At 73.1% G+C, this 19,215-nt stretch carries 19 protein-coding genes; 7 read left to right on the forward strand and 12 right to left on the reverse strand.

The genetic code is table 11. From position 1 onward, the window contains the following. Window positions 1–66: 66 nt before the first annotated feature. Complete coding sequence (locus tag ACIGWZ_RS24125) at window positions 67–837, reverse strand: IclR family transcriptional regulator (protein ID WP_400067863.1); 771 nt, start codon at window positions 835–837, stop codon at window positions 67–69. A 120-nt stretch (window positions 838–957) separates the two neighbouring features. On the opposite strand from ACIGWZ_RS24125, the gene ACIGWZ_RS24130 reads away from it, so the two are divergent. Further along, window positions 958–2,508 (forward strand): aldehyde dehydrogenase (NADP(+)), encoded by a 1,551-nt coding sequence (locus ACIGWZ_RS24130; protein WP_400067865.1) that lies wholly within the window; start codon window positions 958–960, stop codon window positions 2,506–2,508. A gap of 5 nt (window positions 2,509–2,513) precedes the next feature. Then, the gene (locus ACIGWZ_RS24135; protein ID WP_400067867.1) at window positions 2,514–3,059 is read left to right on the forward strand and encodes a GNAT family N-acetyltransferase; all 546 of its coding nucleotides are present in this window, start codon (window positions 2,514–2,516) and stop codon (window positions 3,057–3,059) included. On the opposite strand, the gene ACIGWZ_RS24140 is transcribed toward ACIGWZ_RS24135, so the two are convergent. Next, a complete protein-coding gene (locus ACIGWZ_RS24140) occupies window positions 3,019–3,690 on the reverse strand; it encodes a class I SAM-dependent methyltransferase (RefSeq protein WP_400067869.1) in 672 nt (223 codons plus the stop codon). The two genes, ACIGWZ_RS24135 and ACIGWZ_RS24140, sit on opposite strands and share 41 nt — an antisense overlap. A gap of 101 nt (window positions 3,691–3,791) precedes the next feature. Here ACIGWZ_RS24140 and ACIGWZ_RS24145 point away from each other — a divergent pair, with 101 nt between their 5' ends. The 3 genes from ACIGWZ_RS24145 to ACIGWZ_RS24155 all read left to right on the forward strand — a co-directional run bounded on the left by ACIGWZ_RS24145 (window position 3,792) and on the right by ACIGWZ_RS24155 (window position 6,840). Further along, the gene (locus ACIGWZ_RS24145) at window positions 3,792–4,508 is read left to right on the forward strand and encodes a DsbA family oxidoreductase (RefSeq protein ID WP_400067871.1); all 717 of its coding nucleotides are present in this window, start codon (window positions 3,792–3,794) and stop codon (window positions 4,506–4,508) included. A 53-nt stretch (window positions 4,509–4,561) separates the two neighbouring features. Continuing rightward, a complete protein-coding gene (locus ACIGWZ_RS24150) occupies window positions 4,562–5,647 on the forward strand; it encodes an aminotransferase class V-fold PLP-dependent enzyme (RefSeq protein ID WP_400067873.1) in 1,086 nt (361 codons plus the stop codon). A 119-nt stretch (window positions 5,648–5,766) separates the two neighbouring features. After that, window positions 5,767–6,840, forward strand: coding sequence for an alkene reductase (locus ACIGWZ_RS24155; protein ID WP_400067875.1), 1,074 nt, complete (start codon window positions 5,767–5,769; stop codon window positions 6,838–6,840). 125 nt (window positions 6,841–6,965) lie between these two features. On the opposite strand, the gene thpD is transcribed toward ACIGWZ_RS24155, so the two are convergent. The 4 genes from thpD to ectA form a co-directional block, all read right to left on the reverse strand. After that, a complete protein-coding gene (thpD, locus tag ACIGWZ_RS24160) occupies window positions 6,966–7,865 on the reverse strand; it encodes an ectoine hydroxylase (protein WP_400067877.1) in 900 nt (299 codons plus the stop codon). Window positions 7,866–7,969: 104 nt separating this feature from the next. Further along, complete coding sequence (locus tag ACIGWZ_RS24165) at window positions 7,970–8,386, reverse strand: ectoine synthase (RefSeq protein ID WP_362712624.1); 417 nt, start codon at window positions 8,384–8,386, stop codon at window positions 7,970–7,972. 73 nt (window positions 8,387–8,459) lie between these two features. Next, a complete protein-coding gene (gene ectB / locus ACIGWZ_RS24170) occupies window positions 8,460–9,728 on the reverse strand; it encodes a diaminobutyrate--2-oxoglutarate transaminase (RefSeq protein ID WP_400067880.1) in 1,269 nt (422 codons plus the stop codon). A 150-nt stretch (window positions 9,729–9,878) separates the two neighbouring features. Further along, window positions 9,879–10,445 (reverse strand): diaminobutyrate acetyltransferase, encoded by a 567-nt coding sequence (gene ectA, locus ACIGWZ_RS24175; RefSeq protein ID WP_400067882.1) that lies wholly within the window; start codon window positions 10,443–10,445, stop codon window positions 9,879–9,881. A 474-nt stretch (window positions 10,446–10,919) separates the two neighbouring features. On the opposite strand from ectA, the gene ACIGWZ_RS24180 reads away from it, so the two are divergent. Beyond that, window positions 10,920–12,011, forward strand: coding sequence for an amidohydrolase family protein (locus tag ACIGWZ_RS24180; RefSeq protein WP_400068055.1), 1,092 nt, complete (start codon window positions 10,920–10,922; stop codon window positions 12,009–12,011). 171 nt (window positions 12,012–12,182) lie between these two features. Here ACIGWZ_RS24180 and ACIGWZ_RS24185 read toward each other — a convergent pair whose 3' ends face one another. From ACIGWZ_RS24185 to ACIGWZ_RS24195, 3 genes are all read right to left on the reverse strand, one after another. Then, complete coding sequence (locus ACIGWZ_RS24185) at window positions 12,183–13,190, reverse strand: bile acid:sodium symporter family protein (RefSeq protein WP_400067884.1); 1,008 nt, start codon at window positions 13,188–13,190, stop codon at window positions 12,183–12,185. Between the two features lie 151 nt (window positions 13,191–13,341). Beyond that, on the reverse strand, window positions 13,342–14,286 hold the full coding sequence (locus ACIGWZ_RS24190) for an alpha/beta fold hydrolase (RefSeq protein WP_400067886.1): 945 nt from the start codon (window positions 14,284–14,286) through the stop codon (window positions 13,342–13,344). 135 nt (window positions 14,287–14,421) lie between these two features. Next, entirely contained in the window at window positions 14,422–15,000 is a 579-nt protein-coding gene (locus ACIGWZ_RS24195) for a TetR/AcrR family transcriptional regulator (protein WP_400067887.1), read from the reverse strand. 395 nt (window positions 15,001–15,395) lie between these two features. Between ACIGWZ_RS24195 and ACIGWZ_RS24200 the strand changes: the two genes are divergently transcribed. Continuing rightward, the gene (locus tag ACIGWZ_RS24200) at window positions 15,396–16,415 is read left to right on the forward strand and encodes an SCO1860 family LAETG-anchored protein (RefSeq protein ID WP_400068057.1); all 1,020 of its coding nucleotides are present in this window, start codon (window positions 15,396–15,398) and stop codon (window positions 16,413–16,415) included. A 161-nt stretch (window positions 16,416–16,576) separates the two neighbouring features. Here ACIGWZ_RS24200 and cobC read toward each other — a convergent pair whose 3' ends face one another. From cobC to ACIGWZ_RS24215, 3 genes are read right to left on the reverse strand one after another with little or no spacing between them, the layout of a single operon-like run. Further along, window positions 16,577–17,662: an Rv2231c family pyridoxal phosphate-dependent protein CobC gene (cobC, locus tag ACIGWZ_RS24205; protein WP_400067889.1), complete on the reverse strand. Its 1,086-nt coding sequence runs from the start codon at window positions 17,660–17,662 to the stop codon at window positions 16,577–16,579. Beyond that, complete coding sequence (locus ACIGWZ_RS24210; RefSeq protein ID WP_400067891.1) at window positions 17,646–18,566, reverse strand: sirohydrochlorin chelatase; 921 nt, start codon at window positions 18,564–18,566, stop codon at window positions 17,646–17,648. Before ACIGWZ_RS24210 ends, cobC begins: the two co-directional genes overlap by 17 nt. After that, window positions 18,566–19,171 (reverse strand): cobalamin biosynthesis protein, encoded by a 606-nt coding sequence (locus ACIGWZ_RS24215; RefSeq protein WP_400067893.1) that lies wholly within the window; start codon window positions 19,169–19,171, stop codon window positions 18,566–18,568. The genes ACIGWZ_RS24210 and ACIGWZ_RS24215 overlap by 1 nt, the downstream gene beginning before the upstream one ends. Between the last annotated feature and the right edge of the window lie 44 nt (window positions 19,172–19,215).

The raw sequence follows: 19,215 nt of genomic DNA on the forward strand, positions 1-19,215 counted from the left end.
CCGCCCGCCTCGGCGCCGCCGACGATCCGCCTCCGCCGTACGGGGGAGGACCGCCCGATACCTCAGTCAGAGGCGGCGGGTCGCCAGCGTCAGCCGGTCGCGGGCGTCGAACAGCATGTCCTTGATCATCTGCTCGTGGTCCGGGGTCAGCCGGGCCACCGGCACCGAGCAGCTGATGGCGTCCCGGGCCGGGGTGCGGTAGGGGATCGCGAGGCCGAAGCAGCGCAGGCCGAGGGTGTTCTCCTCGCGGTCCACCGCATAGCCCTGTTCGCGGACCGCGTGCAGCTCCTCGATCAGGGCCTCGCGGTCGGTGATGGTGTGCTCGGTCAGCGCGTCCAGGGTCGGCGGCAGCATCCCGCGGACCTGGTCGTCGGTGTAGGTGGCGAGCAGCGCCTTGCCCAGGGAGGTGGAGTGCGCGGGCAGCCGGCGGCCGACCCGGGTGAAGGGGCGCAGATAGTGCTGCGACTGGCGGGTGGCGAGGTAGACGACGTTGGTGCCGTCCAGGCGGGCGAGGTGGATGGTCTCGGTGGTGTCGTCCGAGAGCCGGTCCAGCGTGGGGCGGGCGGCGGCCACCACCTCGTCGCCGTCGATGTACGACGTACCGACCAGCAGGGCGCGGACGCCGATGCCGTAGCGGGTGCCCGTCGCGTCGGTCTCGACCCAGCCCAGGTCGACCAGGGTGCGCAGCAGCATGTAGAGGCTGGACTTGGGGTAGCCGACGGCTTCCTGGACGGCGGCCAGGCTGTGCATACCGGGGCGGCCCGCGAAGTACTCCAGCAACTCCACCGTCCGCACCGCGGACTTGACCTGAGATCCCCCGGTATCGGCAGCTGACATCGCCCTTGACCCCTCTGTTCGGACCGCCATAGAGTCCCAGCTATTCACCATCTGGGACGACGTTCAGCATATCGAACGACGTCCAGGGTGCGGCAAGTCTTCGCCCAGGAGGAATGCACGGTGGCAACAGCGGCAGCAGCACCAGTCTGGAGTGTCGACCCCCGAACCGGGAAGCGGCGTGAACAGGTTGCGGTGGAAGCCACAGCGGCCGAGGTGGACCGGACCGTACGGGCCGCGCACGACACCCGCGTCGCGCTCGCCGGACGCCAGGTGCGCGCCGCGCTGCTGCGCCGCGCCGCCGATCTGCTCGACGAGGCGGGCGAGGCGGTCATCGAGGCCGCCGACGCGGAGACCGCGCTCGGCCCCGGCCGGCTCACCGGCGAGCTGGGCCGCACCACCTACCAGCTGCGGGCGTTCGCGGACGTCGTGGCCGACGGCGCGTTCCTCGACGTACTGATCGACCACGCCGACCCCGCCCTCACCCCGCCGCGCCCCGACCTGCGCCGCTACAAGATCCCGCTGGGGGTGGTCGCGGTCTACTCCGCCTCCAACTTCCCGCTCGCCTTCTCCGTCCCCGGCGGCGACACCGCCAGCGCCCTGGCGGCCGGCTGCCCCGTCGTCGTCAAGGCGCACCCCGACCACCCCGCCACCTCCGAGCTGTGCGCCGCGCTGCTGCGCCGCGCCGCCGCCGACGTCGGCCTGCCCGAGGGCGTGGTGGGCCTGGTCCACGGCTTCCAGGCCGGCCTCGACCTGGTGCGCCATCCGCTGATCACCGCCGCGGGCTTCACCGGCTCGGTACGCGGCGGCCGCGCCCTGTACGACGCGGCCGCGGCCCGCCCGCAGCCCATCCCCTTCCACGGCGAGCTGGGCAGCCTCAACCCCGTGGTGATCACCGAGGCCGCGGCCGCGGAGCGCGCCGAGGCGATCGGCGCCGGGCTCGCCGGATCGATGACGCTCGGCACCGGCCAGTTCTGCGTCAAGCCCGGCCTGGTCCTGGCGCCCGAGGGTGAGGCCGGGGACCGGCTGCTGACCTCGCTGACCGACGCCGTCAGCGACACCGAGGCGGGGGTGCTGCTGGACCACCGGATGCGGGAGGCGTTCCTCGACGGCGTCCGCAGCCGGGCCGAACTCCCCGGCGTCCAGGCTCCGGTGACCCCGGGGGCGGGCGGCACGCACACGGTCAGCGCCGGCTTCCTCACCGTCCCCGCGGCCCACCTCACCGAGGAGGGGCCGCACGACGTCCTCCTGGAGGAGTGCTTCGGCCCGGTCACCGTCGTCGCCCGCTACGCCGACGACGCCGAGATCGGCGCCGTCCTCGCCCGGCTCCCCGGCAACCTCTCCGCCACCCTCCAGCTCGGCGACGCGGAGAGCGCCGGGACGGACGACGCGGGGTACGGCGCCCGGCTGCTCTCCGAGGTCACCCCGCTCGCCGGACGCGTGGTCGTCAACGGCTGGCCGACCGGCGTCGCGGTCGCCCCCGCCCAGCATCACGGCGGCCCCTACCCGGCGACCACCTCCACCTCCACCTCGGTGGGCGGCACCGCCGTCGAACGATGGCTGCGCCCGGTCGCCTACCAGGACACCCCGCCCGCCCTGCTCCCGCCCGAGCTGCGCGACGACAACCCGCTCGGCCTCCCGCGCCGCGTCGACGGCCGCCCCGAGGGCGGGTAGGGACCGTGTGCTCCGCCGGCCGCACGGCATCCCTCCAGGTCCGCTCCGCCACCCCCGCGGACCTGGAGGCGATCGCCCGCCTGCACGCCGCCGCCCGCGCCGCGTACCAGCACAGCCGCTTCCCGGACGCGCCCTTCGACACCCCCGCCGAGCACGCCCGCGGGCTCGCCGCCTGGGGCCGCACCCTGGACCGCGACGACACGCCCGCGCTCTGCGCCGTACGGCAGGACACCGTCGTCGGCGCCGCCTCCTACCGCCACCGCACCCCCACCGGAGCCGCCGCGGCGCCCGCCACCGTCACGCTCCACCAGCTGCATGTCGACCCCCGCCACTGGGGCACCGGCGTCGGCCGCGCCCTGCACGCCGCCTGCCTGCACGCCTGGCACGCGGCCGGCTGCTCCCGGGCGGTCCTGGACGTCCTGTGGCACAACCACCGGGCCCGCGCCTTCTACACCGGCCTGGGCTGGCGGCCCGACCCCGGGCGCCGCCCCGCCCCCGACGCCACCCACCTCACTCTGACGCTGCCGCTGGCCGCTCCCGCCGCGCCATGAACTGCAGTCGTCCGACGGCGCGGCCGTCCACGGTGCCCACCGTGTCCTGGCGCTCGCGCACCACCGTGAACCCCGCCGCACGCACCAGCCCCCGCAGCCACTCCGGCGGATGGTGCCGGAACACCCCGCCGTCGGGCGTCTCGAAGACCCCGTAGGTGCCGTACCGCCCGGCGAAGCGCTCGTACCGCTCCCGGTTGAGCGGATCGCTCTGCAACGGCACATCGCTCAGATACAGCACCCCGCCGGGCCGCACCAGCCGGCCCAGCTCCCGCACGATCTCCGCCTGATCCGCGTCCTTCGGCACACACGTGAGCACCGCGAACAGCAGCGCCGCATCGAACGCCCCGTCCGCGAACGGCAACGGGAACCCCGCCCACCGCAGCAGATCCGCCCCCGGATGCTCCCGCCGCCCCCGCTCGACCAGCGCCGCCGAGAAGTCCACCCCGCGCACCGAGCGGTACCCGAGCCCGGACAGCTCGGCGGTCAGCCGCCCGTAGCCGCAGCCGTAGTCCAGCACCCGCGCCGTCACCGGCACGAACTCCGCGAGCAGCGCCGCATCGAGCGGATGGGTGAACGTCTTGGCCGCTCCGGTGGTCTCCCAGAACCCGGCCGCATTCCCTGGGGTGCTCATGCCCGGACCGTACCCAGGGAATAGCCCGGCGGCCGCGCAGGTTGTACCGGCGTCCACCCACAAGGCACAGCCCCCACCGACAACGAGGAATGCAATACCCCATGCGCGTCGAGATCTGGTCCGACATCGCCTGCCCCTGGTGCTACATCGGCAAGGCCCGCTTCGAGGCCGGGCTCGCCGCGTTCGCGCAGCAATACGGCAGCCATGACGTCGAGGTGGTCCACCGCTCCTTCGAGCTGGACCCGAACGCGCCGGCCGCCACGGACGTCCCCGTGCTCGACATGCTGGCCGCGAAGTACGGCGTCAGCCGCGAGCAGGCCGAGGCCATGGAGGCCCGGGTGGCGGACGCGGCGGCGGGGGAGGGGCTCGCCTACCGCTCCGACCGGATCCACGGCAACACCTTCGACCTGCACCGCCTGCTGCACCTCGCGAAGGCGCACGGCGTCCAGGACGCGCTGCTCGGCGCCCTGTACCACGCCAACTTCGCCGAGGCCCGCAACCTCGCCGACCCCGCCGTGCTCAGCGAAACGGCCGTCGCGGCGGGGCTGCCCGCCGACGAGGCCGCCCGGGTGCTGGCCGACCCCGAGGCGTACGCCCAGGAGGTGCGCGCCGACGAGCGGGAGGCGGCGGAGCTGGGCGCCACCGGCGTCCCCTTCTTCGTCATCGACCGCCGGTACGGCATCTCCGGCGGCCAGCCCGCCGAGGTCTTCCGGCAGGCGCTGGAGCGCGCCCACGAGGAGAGCGCCGCCGTACAGGTCCTGCCGGCCGGCGACGGGGAGGTCTGCGGGGACGACGGCTGCGCGCTCCCCGGCAGCTGAGCGACACGGCAATGCCGTGGACGGGCCGCGGACCCGTCCCGCACAGTGGGGGCATGCAGCGACATGCGCCACTGGGCGGGGCGGAATTCGCGCCCGAGACGACCTATCTCAACACCGCTTCGAGCGGACTGCTCCCGCGCCGCAGCGCCGCCGCGCTGCGCGCGGCCATCGAGGAATCCGCCTCCTACGGCACGATGGGCCGCGACTACTTCGGGCCGGCCACCGCCTCCCGCGCGGCCTTCGCCCGGCTGCTGGACGTCCCCGAGGAACGGGTCTCCATCGGCAGCTCGGTGGCGGTGCAGTCCGCGTTCGTCGCCGCCTCGCTGCCGCCGGGCTCCGAAGTCCTGGTCCCCGAGGGCGACTTCAGCTCCCTGGTCAATCCGCTCGCCGTGCACCCGGGGATCGAGCTGCGCACGGTGCCGCTGGAGGCGCTGGCCGAGGAGGTGCGGCCGGGGACCGCGCTGGTCGCGTTCAGCGCGGTGCAGTCGCTGGACGGGCGGATCGCGGACCTGGCGGCCGTACGGGACGCCGCGCGCGCCCACGGCGCCCGGACGTATCTCGATGCCACCCAGGCCGCCGGCTGGCTGCCGCTGCGCGCCGCCGACTACGACTTCCTGGTCTGCGGCGCCTTCAAGTGGCTGCTGTGCCCGCGCGGTACGACGTTCATGACGTTCGGCGGCGACGCGGCGCCGGACGGCGCGGACTGGCCGCGGCCGCTGCACGCGGGCTGGGTGGCCGGCGAGGACCTCGACGAGGCGAACTACGGCCCGATACGCCGGCCGGCCGCCACCGCCCGCCGGTTCGACGAACCGCACGCCCACCTCTCCTACACCGGAGCCGAGCGGTCGCTGGCGCTGATCGAGGAACTGGGCGTGGCCGCGGTCCACGCCCACAACACCGCGCTCGCCGACCACTACCGCGCGGGGCTGGCCGCCCGCGGCCTGCTGCCCCGCCCGGCACCCGGCTCCGCGATCGTCTCCACCCCGGGCCTGGCGGACGCGGAGGGACGGCTGGCCGAGGCGGGCGTACGGATCTCGGTGCGCGGGGGCCTGCTGCGCGCCGCCTTCCACCTCTACAACTCCACCGACGACGTCGACCGGCTGCTGGAGCTGATCGGGCCCGGCGGCGCATCCGGGTGAAGCGGGGCCCGGGCGGGAATGCGGGGGCCCGGCGCGGCGCTGAACCAAGTGCCAACGATCATGGCAGGTGATCCCCGTGATCATGTCCCATGTCCCGAACAGCAGTTGAGAGGCCCTCAGTGACCACCGCGTTCGATCCCGTAGACCTCGCCGGCACCCCGCTCGCCAACCGCATCGTCATGGCGCCGATGACCCGCAACCGCGCCACCGAGGGCGGCGGGGTGCCGACCGACTCGATGGTCACCTACTACGCCCAGCGCGCCACCGCCGGACTGATCGTCACCGAAGCCACCCAGACCACCGTCGTCGGCCAGGGATACCCCTTCACCCCGGGGCTGCACACCGCCGAGCAGGTCGCCGGCTGGCGCCGGGTGACCGACGCCGTGCACGAGGCGGGCGGGCGGATCTTCGCCCAGCTGTGGCACGGCGGCCGGATCGGCCACCCGGTGCTCCTGCCGGACGGCCTGATACCGGTGGGGCCCTCCCCGGTGGCCGCCGACTGCCAGGTCTTCACCGAGGACGGTATGGAGGACTGCGTCACGCCGCACGAGCTGACCGACGCCGAGATCCGCACCACCGTCGAGGAGTTCGCGGCCGCCGCCCGCAACGCCGTCGAGGCCGGCTTCGACGGCGTGGAGATCCACGGCGCCAACGGCTATCTGGTGCACCAGTTCCTGGCCCCCAACAGCAACCGGCGCACCGACGCCTGGGGCGGCGGCACCGAAGGCCGGATCCGGTTCGCGGTGGAGGTGACCCGGGCGGTGGCCGAGGCCGTGGGCGCGCACCGCACGGGCCTGCGGCTGTCGCCCGGCAACCCCTTCAACGGCATCGACGAGCCCGCCCCCGAGCCGCTCTACACCGCCCTGCTCCGGGCCGTCGAACCGCTCGGCCTGGCCTACCTGCACATCTGCGACGTCCCGGACCGCGACCTGCTGACCCGGCTGCGCAAGCACTTCACCGGCACCTTCGTCCTCAACCCCGCCAACGACGGCCGCCCCACCTCCGCCGAGGACCTCGGTCTGATCGAGGACGGCAGCGCCGATCTGCTCGCCTTCGGGCGGCAGTTCCTGGCCAACCCCGACCTGCCCCGGCGGCTCGCGCTCGGCGGCCCGTTCAACACCCCCGACCGGTCCAGCTTCTACGGCGGCGACGACACCGGCTACCTCGACTACCCGGCACTGGACCGGGCCTGACGGCGCGACAGCCCGACGCAACGGCGCGGCCGCCGCACAGACCCTGCTGTGCGGCGGCCGCGCCACCCGTCTCCGTACCGGCCGGTCGCCGGCCGTCTCCCCACTGCCCTCCGGCCGTCTCCCGGTTATTTCACGGGGGTGAAGTCACGGGCCCCGATGTACTCCGGACGCCGGACCGGCGCCCCGAAGGGCTCCACCGCTTCGTTCTCCACGCTGTTGAACACGATGAAGACATTGCTGCGCGGGTACGGCGTGATGTTGTCGCCCGAGCCGTGCATGGCGTTGCAGTCGAACCACGTCGCCGAGCCGGGCTTGCCGGTGAAGAGGCGGATGCCGTGCCGGTCGGCCATCGTCGTCAGCACCTCGTCCGACGGGATGCCCGCGTCCTGCATCTGCAGCGACCGCTTGTAGTTGTCCTTCGGCGTCGCGCCCTCACAGCCCACGAAGCGGTGATGCGACCCGGGCATGATCATCAGGCCGCCGTTGGTGGCGTAGTTCTCCGTCAGCGCGATGGAGACGGACACCGTGCGCATGTTCGCCAGACCGTCCTCGGCGTGCCATGTCTCGAAGTCCGAGTGCCAGTAGAAGCCCGACGCACCGAAACCGGGCTTCACATTGATCCGCGACTGGTGGACATAGACGTCCGACCCCAGGATCTGCCGCGCGCGGCCCACCACGCGCGGATCGGAGACCAGCTCGGCGAACACCTCGCTGATCTTGTGCACCTCGAAGACCGACCGGACGCTCCCCGACTTCTTCTCGACGATGGAGCGCGGGTCGGCGCGCATCGCCGGGTCGTGGACGAGCCGGTCGAGCTCGGCGCGGTACACCGCGACTTCCTCCGCGGTGAGCAGTTCACCGATGGCGAAGAAGCCATCGCGTTCGAAGTCGCTCAGCTCGGACGGCTCGAAGGGGCCGGCCGCTCCGGGCTGCGACCACACCACCGGGTCCTTCCGCGGGGTGATGACCTCGGCGGTCCCACGGGTCGGGTACAGGTCGGCGATGCGCTCGGGTGCGGTGGTCATGGTGTTGCCTTCCTCTCCTCTCGTACGTGCTTTCGTTCCGTGCGGGTGTTGCGTGCCTCCTCGGCTGCCGGACGGGGCAGACGGTGACGCCGGCCGGGTCGGTCTCAGACCGTCTCGGGCTCGGCCTCGGGCTCGGTGAGCAGCGGGTAGACGCCGTTCTCGTCGTGGTCCTCCCGGCCGGTGACCGGAGGGTTGAAGACGCACACGCAGCGGAAGTCCTTCTTGATCCGCATCGTGTGCTTCTCGTGGCCGTCGAGCAGGTACATCGTGCCCGGCGTGATCAGGTGCTTCTCGCCGGTCTCGTCGTTGGTGAGTTCGGCCTCACCCTCTACGCACAGTACGGCCTCGATGTGGTTCGCGTACCACATCGACGTCTCGGTTCCCGCGTACAGCGTGGTCTCGTGCAGGGAGAAGCCGACGCGCTCCTTGGCGAGGATGATGCGCTTGCTCTCCCACGTGCCGGACTTGGCCTTGACGTGGCGGTCGGTGCCTTCGATGTCCTTGAAGGATCGGACGATCACGGTGCTCGGTGCCTTTCTGTGAAACGTGAAGCAGCGTTGGACCGGCCGGGTGGTCCGGCCGGTCCGGGGTCGGTCAGGCGCAGTCGCGGACCGCGCGGGCGAGGGTGCGAAGACCCTCGTCCAGCTCCTCGGGAGTGGTCGTCAGAGCCGGAAGCAGCTTGACGACCTCGCTCTCCGGGCCGGAGGTCTCGATCAGCAGACCCAGCTCGAAGGCGCGCGCCGCGATCCTGCCCGCGAGGCTCTTGTCGACGCACTCCAGACCCCACACCAGACCGCGGCCGCGGTACTCGGCGATGGCGGTGGGGTGCTCCTCGACGATGGCCTTCAGATGCGCCTCGACGATCTCACCGCGGGCCAGCGTCTGCTTCTCCATCTGCCCGTCGGCCCAGTACGTGTCGAGCGCGGCGGCGGCGGTGACGAAGGCCGGGTTGTTGCCGCGGAAGGTGCCGTTGTGCTCGCCCGGCTCCCAGATGTCCAGCTCGGGCTTGAACAGGGTGAGCGCCAGCGGCAGGCCGTAACCGCTGATGGACTTCGAGACGGTGACGATGTCCGGCACGATGCCCGCCTCCTCGAAGGAGAAGAAGGCACCGGTACGGCCGCAGCCCATCTGGATGTCGTCCACGATGAGCAGCATGTCGCGCCGCTTGCACAGGTCCGCCAGGCCGCGCAGCCATTCGGCGCGGGCGACGTTGATGCCGCCCTCGCCCTGGACCGTCTCGACGATCACCGCGGCGGGCTGGTTCAGACCCGAGCCCTGGTCCTCCAGCAGCCGCTCGAACCACAGGAAGTCCGGGTAGGCGCCGTCGAGGTAGTTGTCGAACGGCATGGGCGTGCCGTGCACCAGCGGGATACCGGCGCCGGCCCGCTTGAACGCGTTGCCGGTGACCGCCAGCGACCCCAGCGACATGCCGTGGAAGGCGTTGGTGAAGGACACGATCGACTCGCGGCCCTTGACCTTGCGGGCCAGTTTCAGCGCGGCCTCGACCGCGTTGGTGCCCGTCGGGCCCGGGAACATGACCTTGTAGGGCAGGTCACGCGGCCGCAGGATGATGTTCTGGAACGACTCCAGGAACGCCCGCTTGGCCGTCGTCGACATGTCCAGGCCGTGGGTGACGCCGTCCCGCTCGATGTAGTCGATCAGGGCGCGTTTGAGGACCGGGTTGTTGTGGCCGTAGTTGAGCGATCCGGCGCCGGCGAAGAAGTCGAGGTAGGAGTGGCCGTCCTCGTCGGTCATCCGGCTGCCCTGCGCACGGTCGAACACGGTCGGCCAGCCGCGGCAGTAGCTGCGGACCTCCGACTCCACGGTCTCGAAGACGCTCAGATCGGGCTGGGTGATGGTCACAGCATGCTCCTGGGAGATGAGTGGCGAAAGAAGGTCGAAGTCTGTGGGGGACGGGGCGGCGTCACGCGGTGCCACGGGGGGTCACCGTGCGGATGCCGGTCCCGCGTGCCGTACGGGGGCGCGGCAGACGGGGCCGCGCCTGCGGGGTCGTCAGCCCCGGAGCCCTGGTGGCGGGCCGAACGGGCCGATGAGGTGCAGCACCTCCGGCTCGTGGCCCTGCTCGGGGAAGAGCCCGGCGTCGAAGAGCACCTCGCGCTTGAGGCCGGTTCCGTGGCGCTCGGCGAAGGACGCGAACAGCCGCATGGAGGCGGCGTTGTCCGGGGTGATGGTGGTCTCGACGTGACGAATGCCCAGTTCACGTACGGCGCGGGTGGTCAGCCCGTCCAGAAGTGCGGCCGCCAGCCCCTGGCCACGGTGCGCGTCGTCGACGGCGACCTGCCAGACGACGAGGGTCTCCGGGCGCTCGGGGCGGATGTAGCCGGTGACGAAGGCCGCCGGCTCGCCCTCGTCGTCGCGGGCGACGACGGAGGTGGCGGCGAAGTCCCGACACCACAGCAGGTAGCTGTAGGAGGAGTTGAGGTCCAGAGTCCTGGAGTCGCGGGCGATACGCCAGATCGCGGCTCCGTCCTCCATACGTGGGGAGTCGAGCTTGAAGCCCTCCGGCAATTCTCTGATATCGCTTCGGGCACCTGCATGGTCTGCTTGTGCGGCGGTCATGGGAATTAAATTTACCGAGGGAAAAGGGAAATTGCATCGCGGGCAGGGGTTACATGGACGATGTGATTGTGTTATCGCGCGGGTGCGCCCGAGCGCGCGATTCGGTCGCGGAATGTCCCGCTTCGCCCCGGAAGTTTGGGGTGAAACGGGCACCCTGTGTAGTCGGTCACAGCTCCGTAACGCCCTTGAGATGCGTCCGAATTCTGATACTTGTCGCTAGCGAAACCTTGGCGTTTGAGGCGTGGAAAAGCGGGCAGAAGAATACGGGAAGCTGCGCTTCTGAAGAATTGGGAATTCGCAACCCGAAGGCCGGTTCCAAGGCGTACGGGAAGGAAATCGGGGTAGTCGCCCGGGTTTCCGGGATTCCACCGGCGGAATACGGCGCCGCGGCCGCCGCGGAAGGGCCTGGACGGGCGCTCGGCCGCCGGGGCCCAGGCCCGGGGCCGGGCGGCCTACAGTGCCGTTATGACGTCCATGAGCGAAGGTGCGGCGCTGCACCTCAAGGGGAGGGTCCTGGTCGGGCCGGACGACGTGCGCGATGAGCTGTGGGTTCTCGGCGGCCGGGTGACGTTCGAACGGCCCAAGGGGATGCGGGAGGTCACCACGGTCGGGGGCTGGGTGCTGCCGGGCCTGGTCGACGCCCACTGCCATGTCGGTCTCGACGCGCACGGTCCGGTGGACGCCGAGACCAGCGAGAAGCAGGCGCTCACCGACCGTGATGCCGGAACGCTGCTGATCCGCGACGCAGGGTCACCCTCCGACACCCGCTGGATCGACGACCGGGAGGACCTGCCGCGGATCATCCGCGCCGGCCGCCACATCGCCCGTACCAGGCGCTACATCCGCAACTACGCGCACGAGATCGAGCCCGAGGACCTGGTCGCCTACGTCGCCGAGGAGGCCCGGCGCGGCGACGGCTGGGTCAAGCTCGTCGGCGACTGGATCGACCGCTCCACCGGCGACCTGGCGGCCTGCTGGCCGCGCGGCGCGGTCGAGGCGGCCATCGCCGAGGCGCACCGTCTCGGCGCCCGCGTCACCGCCCACTGCTTCGCGGAGGAGACCCTCGCCCCGCTGGTCGAGGCCGGTATCGACTGCATCGAGCACGCCACCGGGCTCACCGAGGACACCATCCCCCTCTTCGCCGAGCGCGGCGTCGCCATCGTCCCCACCCTCGTCAACATCGCCACCTTCCCGCTGCTCGCGGACGGCGGCGAAAAGAAGTTCCCCCGGTGGGCCGACCATATGCGCCGCCTGCACGCCTGCCGCTACGACACCGTCCGGGCGGCCTACGACGCCGGCGTCCCGATCTACGCCGGCACCGACGCCGGCGGCTCGCTCCCGCACGGCCTGGTCGCCGACGAGGTCGCCGAGCTGATGAAGGCCGGCCTGCCCGCCGAAGCCGCCCTCTCCGCCACCACCTGGGGCGCCCGCGACTGGCTCGGCCGCCCCGGCCTCACCGAGGGCGCACCGGCGGACCTCGTCGTATACGAGACGGACCCCCGCGCCGACGTCCGCGTACTGGCGGCCCCGCGACTGGTGGTGCTGCGGGGGCGGGTCATCGGCTGAGGGAAGGCTGGTCGGGGCCGGGTTCAGGTCCCGGGTCCCGGGGGCGGGCCCCTGGTTCCGGGGCCGGTCCTGCCCGGTGTCCCACAGGAATCGGGAATATTGCCCCGCCCCCGCTGGCTGTGGCCCCGCAGGGGGGACTCGCATCCCCTACGGGATCCGTTCGCCCGTCCCCTAGGGTGCGCCCGCCGCCCCGTCGCGGCGCGCCGAGCGGGCCATGAAGGCGGCCACCACCGCGCCCGACACGTTGTGCCACACGGAGAAGACCGCCGCGGGCAGCGCCGCCGCCGGGCTGAAGTGCGCGGTGGCCAGCGACGCGGCCAGGCCGGAGTTCTGCATGCCGACCTCGAAGGCCATCGCACGGCTGGCCGGAGTGCCCAGCCGCGCCAGCTTGCCGGAGGCGTAGCCGAGCGCCAGCCCGAGCCCGTTGTGCAGCACCACAGCGAGCAGTACCAGCGCCGCCGCATCCTTGATCGCCGCCGCGCTCCCGGACACCACCACCAGCACGATCACCGCGATGGTCAGCGCCGAGACCCACGGCAGCGCCCTCAGCGCCTGGTCGACGAACCGCCCCGCGACGACCCGTACGACCAGCCCGGCGATCACCGGCAGCAGCACCGTCTTGAGGATGTCGGTCACCATCACCCCGGCGTCCACGTCCAGGAACTGCCCGGCGAGCAGCAGCGTCAGCGGGGGCGTGATGAGCGGCGCGAGCACCGTGGACACCGTCGCCACCGACACGGAGAGCGCCACATCGCCGCGGGCCAGGAACGTCACCACATTGGACGCGGTCCCGCTGGGCGCGCAGCCGACCAGGATCACTCCGGCGGCCAGCTGCGGCGGCAGGTGCAGGGCGGTCGCGATCAGCCACCCCAGCCCCGGCATGATCACGTAATGCGCGACCAGGCCCAGCGCCACCGCCCACGGCCGTTTGGCCACCGCGGTGAAGTCCGGCGGGGTCAGCGTCAGCCCCATCGAGAACATCACCACCCCCAGCAGCCACGGCACGCCGGGCGCCCACCCGGTGAAGTGCGCGGGCCACAGCAGGCCCACGGCCCCGGCGGCGATCACCAGAAGCGGGAAGAGGGTGACCGCCCGGCGGGCCGCCCGGTCGGAGGCGGGGAGATCGCCGGGTGGTGCGGAGGGCTGCGGGGGCGCTGGATTCGTCTGCTCGGTCGACACGGCGGCACCCTAGCGGTCGTCTTCATGTACGGGACAATGAATTCCGGATGCCGGACGCCGGCCGGCGTCTTCCCGGTCTCCGCCGCTGCCCCCGCCACCGGACTCCTGCGCAGGCCGTGCCGGGTCGCGCCTTCGGGCTACCGGCTGCGGACTACCGGCTCCCGGACACGGACCCGCCGAAGAAGCCGATGAGCTCCCGCACCACCACGTCCGGCCGTTCCTCGGGGAGGTAGTGGCCGCTGCCCTTCACCTCCCGCACCCGGATGTCGGCGCCCTTGTCCGGTCCCATCTGTTCGCGCAGCGACGGGTAGGAGGACTCGCCGGCCAGGGTCAGGACGGGAACCGTCACCGGTGCGTAGGTGGCGACATCCGCGATGTCCTGACGCATCGTCTGGTACCAGGCGTTGCCGGCGCGGATGGCGTCGGGGGAGTCGTAGGCATGGGCGTAGATCTGCCGCGCCTGTTCGTCGACCGACTCCTGGTTCACGAGCATATGGCCGTACAGCCAGTCGATCAGGGACCGGAAGCGGCCGGCGAGCAGTCGCTCCGGGAGGCCGTGGAGCTGGTTGAACGCGAACCACCAGGGGTAGCCGCCGCGGCCCTGCGTGAGCGCCGCCGTCTGTTCGTCCGAGCCCGGCAGCATGCCGATGTCCAGCCATGAAGCGTCCGGAATGCCGATGTCCAGGGTGACCAGACTCCGAACCGCCTCGGGATGGTTGGCCGCCAGGTGGTAGGCGACCGATGCGCCGATGTCATGACCGGCGACGAACGCGGACGCGTGCCCGAGGTGCCGGATCAGCTCGCGGATGTCGCGCGCCATCGTCTTCTTGTCGTAGCCGGACCCGGGCTTGGCGGAGCCGCCCATGCCGCGCAGGTCCACGGCCGTCACCCGGTACCGGAGGGCGAGTTCCGGCAGGACCTTGCGGAACTGCCACCAGGTCTGCGGCCAGCCGCCGAGCAGTACCAGCGGTTCGCCCCGCCCACCGGTGACGTGGTGCAGGCGGATGCCGTTGACGTCGGCGCAGGCGCTGGTGAAGTCCCCCCGCAGCGAGGCGGCCAGTTCGGCGTCGGTGGGAACGGGTGGTACGGCGCTCATCATCATCCTTTTTCTTTAACGTTCGGTCCAGAAAATGGGCAGGGCAGGGCAGGGCAGGGCAGGGCGAGGTGGGTGGAGTGGGCCCCCTGGGTGGCAGGGGGGTGCGAAGTGTGCGGAGCGGGCCGGGAGGCCGGGTCACTCCAGCATGGTCAGGGCCTGCTCCACGGTGTCGTCGAGGAAGCGTCCGTGAACCGCGGTCTTGCCCACTACGCGGATGCCCTGGAGGAGGGTCACCAGGCAGCGGGCCAGGGCGGCGGGGTTCTTCTCCGCGGGGAGTTCACCCTCCGCCCGGGCGCGCATCAGCGCTCCCGTGAGCGCGGTCTCCATGGTCTCCAGCGTCGAGACCACCCGGCGGGCCGCCCCCTCGTCGGCCGGCAGCTCGACCGCCGTGTTGGTCATCAGGCAGCCCTTGCGGTCGGCGTCCTCGCGTGCCATCCCGGCGTAGTCGCGCACCAGGCCGCGGACCGCATCGAGCGCGGAGCCCGGGCTCGAAAGGCGCCTCAGGAGCGCCTCCCGGGTGTCCTCGGCGTAGCGGTCCACGGCCATGAGGTACAGCTCGCGCTTGCCTCCGAAGGCGCCGTAGATGCTGCCCCGCCCCAGGCCGAGGTGGTCGACCAGGTCTTGTATCGAGGTGGCCTCGTAGCCCTGTCGCCAGAACAGCTCCATCGCCGACCTGAGTGCCGCGTCCGGATCGAATTCCTTGGTCCTGCCCATGCCGTGAGGCTATCCAATCTGGATCGCTCGTTCAAGTAATTTTCGGGGTCCGGCCGTGACGGCGCCGCCTCCGGCGCCGCTTGGCGCCGTCGGGCCGCACCGGCCGCGTTCTCTCCTGCCTCGCCGGAGGGCTCGGGGGTGATCCGGGTCGCCCGTGCGGTGGTGCGGCTGGGGCGCGGATGGTCCGATGAGTCACGGGAATCGAATGAAGACGCGGAAACCACCCATTTAGGTGAACTCGCCCCGCGTGACTGCCCGTTCACCCTTGGTGCGTACACGATGTGCGGGTCGAGGTCGTCGGCCCGCGTGATGTCCCCCATTGGCGCGGCCGGCGGCTCCATTTCTCTTGTGGGGGTTCCACTCACGTGTCCACCAGTTCCACCAGCTCCTTCGGCATGCCCCGACGGCTCGCCGCGACCTTCGTCGCCGCCGCCCTCACGGCCGGTCCCGCCGTCCTGACGGGTGCCGCACCCGCGTACGCGACCGGAGGCAGCGGCACGTCCGGCGCGGTCGTGCTCCGTACCGGCCTGGACGTCGGGCTGCTGAACAAGGCGCTCGATGTGCCGCTGCACGCCGTCCTCAACGAGGTGCATGCACCGGCCGCCGCCGACAAGACGGCGCTCACCGTCGATCTGGACGGCATCAACCAGGGCCGGCCGTTCAGCGTGCTGCGCGCGGACGTCGCCACCGCGCGGGCGAGTGCCGACCGGCGCAAGGCCGAGGGGTACGCGAACGTCGTGCACGCGAAGGTGCACGTCCCCGGCCTGGGGGCACTGTCCCTGGTAGAGGTCCAACAGGTCACCTCGCGGGCGGTGTGCGCCGTGGGGCAGCGGCCGCGGGCCGAGTCGAATGTGCTGGGCAGCGTCCTGGTCCTGGGCAAGAAGGTCACGCTGCGCGCGGGCGGGACGACGGACGTCAAGGTGCCGGGCGTGGGCGAGGTGCGGCTCGATCTGTCGCGGCGGAGCGTGACGGGCAGGAGCGCGGCGGCGACCGCGCTGGAACTGAAGGTCGCGGTCAACCCGCTGAAGCTGAACGTCGCCGATGTCCGGGGACGGGTCACGCTCGCCGAGGCGACCTGCACGACGCCGCACGGCAAGCCGCCCCACCCGGGCGGCTCCGGCGGAACGACCGGCGGCCAGAGCGACGGCGGCCAGAGCGACGGCGGTCAGTCGGGCGGTCAGTCGGGTGGCCAGTCCGGCGGTCAGTCCGGCGGTCAGTCGGGCGGCGGGTCCACCGGCGGCACTCAGGTCGACACCCACCCCGGCTCCGGCCCCAGCACCCAGAACCTCGCCGAGACCGGCGGCAGTTCGGCCACCCCGTATCTCGTCGGCGGCGCCGCCCTGCTGGTCGGCGCGGGTGCCGGGACGCTCGGTTTCGCGCGCCGGCGCCGCACCGCGCAGGGCGGTCGCGGCTGACGGACCCTCCCGTATTGCCTGAACGGCATGGGAGGCGCCCCACCCGCGCCGGTGCCGTGGGGGCGCCGGGCGCGGGTACGGCCGGGGCACGCCCGCACGGTGTGCCCCGGCCCTCGCCGGGGGCCTCGTCGAAGCGTGGTGCGACGGGGGCCCCGGCCGGCCTAGGACGCGGCGAGCACCGCGGCCAGCGCCGCCACGAACCGGTCCGTGGTGGCCCGGTCCCGGACCGCGAGCCGCAGCCAGTCCGGGCCCAGCCCCGGGAAGGTGTCCCCCCGGCGCACCGCGAAACCACGCGCCCGCAGCCCGGCCCGTACCGCCGCCGCGTCCGGCAGCCGGATCAGCACGAAGGACCCCTCGGCCGGCCCGACCGCCCGCACCGCGGCGAACTCGCCCAGCCGGGCCAGCAGATGGGCCCGGTCCCGGGCGATCTCCTCGGCCGCCTCGGCCGCCTCCGCCAGTGCCTTCGGCGTACAGCAGGCCTCGGCCGCGGCCAGCGCCGGACCGGAGACCGGCCACAGCGGCTGCGCCCGTTCCAGGGCGGCGACGGTTTCGGGGGCGGCCAGCACATAGCCGATCCGCAGCCCCGCCAGCCCCCAGGTCTTGGTGAGGCTGCGCAGCACCACCAGGCCCGGCAGATCCCGCCGTCCGGCCAGCGACGCCCGCTCCCCGGGCACCGCGTCCATGAACGCCTCGTCGACGACCAGCGTCCGGCCGGGACGCGCCAGCTCGGCCAGGGACTCGGCGGGGTGCAGGACGGAGGTCGGATTGGTGGGGTTGCCGACGATGACGAGGTCGGCGTCCTCGGGGACCGCGCCCGGGTCCAGCCGGAAGCCGTCCCGCTCGCTCAGCAGCACCCGCTGCACGCTGTGCCCGGCGTCCCGCAGAGCGGCCTCGGGCTCGGTGAACTGCGGGTGCACCACGACCGGCCGGACGGTCGCCACGGCGCGCGCGAGCAGGACGAAGGCCTCCGCGGCGCCCGAGGTCAGCAGCACCCGTTCCGTCGGCAGGCCGTGTCGCTCGGCGACCGCCCGGCGCGCCGCCCGGCCGTCGGGATACGCGGCGAGGCCGTCCAGCGACGCGGTGATCTCGGCCTTCAGCCAGGCCGGGGGAGTGCCCGCCCGGACGTTGACCGCCAGATCCGTCAGGTCCGCCGGCCCGCCGTCCGCGCCCCGTACCTCGGCATCGCCGTGATGCCGCAGATCGGGCTCGCGGGGCGCCCCGGCCCCGGTGTCAGCGGGCGCCCGCATGCGCGTCCCGGCTCCGCTCGTCCTGCTCGCCGTCGGTGGCCGTCCGCCGCTGTGCGCCGTCGAGGCTCCGGGCGTCCTCCGCCACCGCCCGGTGCCCGCTCGGCGCGCCGCCCGCCACCGTCTCGCGGTAGCGCTCCATGACCACCTCGGCCACCTCGGCCGGAGTGCCGATCACCCCGGCGCCCAGCACCTCCGTGCCGGGGTGCACCGCGGCCCAGCCCTCGGTCTGCATCCGCAGCCGCTCCAGCAGGCCGCTGGGGAAGAAGAAGTACGGCAGGACCACGATCCGGCCCTTGCCGCGGGTCCCGGGCGCCAACGAGGCCAGCACCCGGCACCGGTCGAGTCCGGCCGGGACGTCGGGCGCCGCCTGCGTCACGAACGCCGTCTCCACCCCCGCGAAACCGCGCCCCTCCCACAGCAGCCGCGCGGCCCGTACCGCCTCGGCGTTGGCGTAGGGGTCGGCCGACCCGCGCCCCACCAGCAGCACCGTCGTACGGGCCCGGTCCTCGGGCCGCCGGGCGCCGCCGCCCAGGACCTCGTCCAGCCGCCGCTCCAGCACGTCGAGCAGCTTGGGATGCGGGCCCAGCTCGGCGCCGCAGGTGTAGCCGAGCCCGGGGTGGCGCCCGGCGGCCTCCTCCAGCGCGGCGGGCAGCGTCTGCGCCACCGGCCCGGTCGGGGCCAGCAGCAGCGGTACGGCGGCGAGGTGGGTCACGCCCCGCTCGACGAGCCCGTCGACAGCGCCGCCCAGTGGCAGCGGCGACGCCGCCGCGCCGAAGAACCCGCCGGCGACGGGCACTTCCGGGTGCCGCTCGCCGAGCACGCGCACCAGCGCGCGCAAGGCCTCGGCCCCGCCTTCGTCACGGGTGCCGTGACCGGCGATGAGCAGTGCGGGAGGGGTGGTCACTAGGTCTCCTTGGTACCGGTGGTCTCGCTGTCGGGCGCCTTGTCGCCGATGCCCGTCGTCCGCCGATCCCGGCCATGGCGGGGCGGGTTGGGGGAGGACATGACGATATCGGCACCGGGCGCGGGGGCGGCGGGCGCTCCCTCCCTACCAGCGGTAACTGCACCGCACCGTGTTACTGCCGCCGCCGCGAGCGCACAGGTCGCCCGGGCCGGCCGCCCCGTCGGCGCCGACTTGCGCTTGCCGGAGAGCAGTTCGGCGCCCGGCCCGGCGGCCAGCAGCGCGGCCGCCTCGGCGACGCTCGGCGTCCCGACGGCGGCCGCCGCGAAAGGGGACGGATCCGGCACCCGTACGGCGGCCAGTGCCGCCGCCGGGTACGACCGCAGCGGCACCCCGAGCCGCCGCGCCGCCCCGATCAGCCCCGGCTCCGCCGCCCTGGCCGACACCGTCGCCAGCGCCGCGACCGGCCGGCCCGTGCACCCCGCCGCCGCGAGCGTGGCCGTGAGCAGGTCCAGGACCTCCGACACCGGGACGCCGCGGCTCGCTCCCACGCCGACGACCAGCGGCGCACCTGCCCCGCCGGCACCGTCGGCCGTCGGGCCGCTCATATCGGCCACGGACCGGCAGCGGCGGGCGCGCGGCGGCCGAGCGC

The sequence above is a fragment of the Streptomyces sp. NPDC053427 genome, from assembly GCF_044544985.1.
Lineage (GTDB): Bacteria > Actinomycetota > Actinomycetes > Streptomycetales > Streptomycetaceae > Streptomyces.

What these genes read in the sequence shown, in the direction of transcription:
- ACIGWZ_RS24125 (WP_400067863.1), bottom strand. Translation starts at nt 837, where the DNA reads ATGTCAGCTGCCGATACCGGGGGATCTCAGGTCAAGTCCGCGGTGCGG.
- ACIGWZ_RS24140 (WP_400067869.1), bottom strand. Translation starts at nt 3,690, where the DNA reads ATGAGCACCCCAGGGAATGCGGCCGGGTTCTGGGAGACCACCGGAGCG.
- ACIGWZ_RS24145 (WP_400067871.1), top strand. Translation starts at nt 3,792, where the DNA reads ATGCGCGTCGAGATCTGGTCCGACATCGCCTGCCCCTGGTGCTACATC.
- ACIGWZ_RS24150 (WP_400067873.1), top strand. Translation starts at nt 4,562, where the DNA reads ATGCAGCGACATGCGCCACTGGGCGGGGCGGAATTCGCGCCCGAGACG.
- thpD (WP_400067877.1), bottom strand. Translation starts at nt 7,865, where the DNA reads ATGACCACCGCACCCGAGCGCATCGCCGACCTGTACCCGACCCGTGGG.
- ectA (WP_400067882.1), bottom strand. Translation starts at nt 10,445, where the DNA reads ATGACCGCCGCACAAGCAGACCATGCAGGTGCCCGAAGCGATATCAGA.
- ACIGWZ_RS24180 (WP_400068055.1), top strand. Translation starts at nt 10,920, where the DNA reads ATGAGCGAAGGTGCGGCGCTGCACCTCAAGGGGAGGGTCCTGGTCGGG.
- ACIGWZ_RS24190 (WP_400067886.1), bottom strand. Translation starts at nt 14,286, where the DNA reads ATGAGCGCCGTACCACCCGTTCCCACCGACGCCGAACTGGCCGCCTCG.
- ACIGWZ_RS24195 (WP_400067887.1), bottom strand. Translation starts at nt 15,000, where the DNA reads ATGGGCAGGACCAAGGAATTCGATCCGGACGCGGCACTCAGGTCGGCG.
- ACIGWZ_RS24200 (WP_400068057.1), top strand. Translation starts at nt 15,396, where the DNA reads ATGCCCCGACGGCTCGCCGCGACCTTCGTCGCCGCCGCCCTCACGGCC.
- cobC (WP_400067889.1), bottom strand. Translation starts at nt 17,662, where the DNA reads ATGCGGGCGCCCGCTGACACCGGGGCCGGGGCGCCCCGCGAGCCCGAT.
- ACIGWZ_RS24215 (WP_400067893.1), bottom strand. Translation starts at nt 19,171, where the DNA reads ATGAGCGGCCCGACGGCCGACGGTGCCGGCGGGGCAGGTGCGCCGCTG.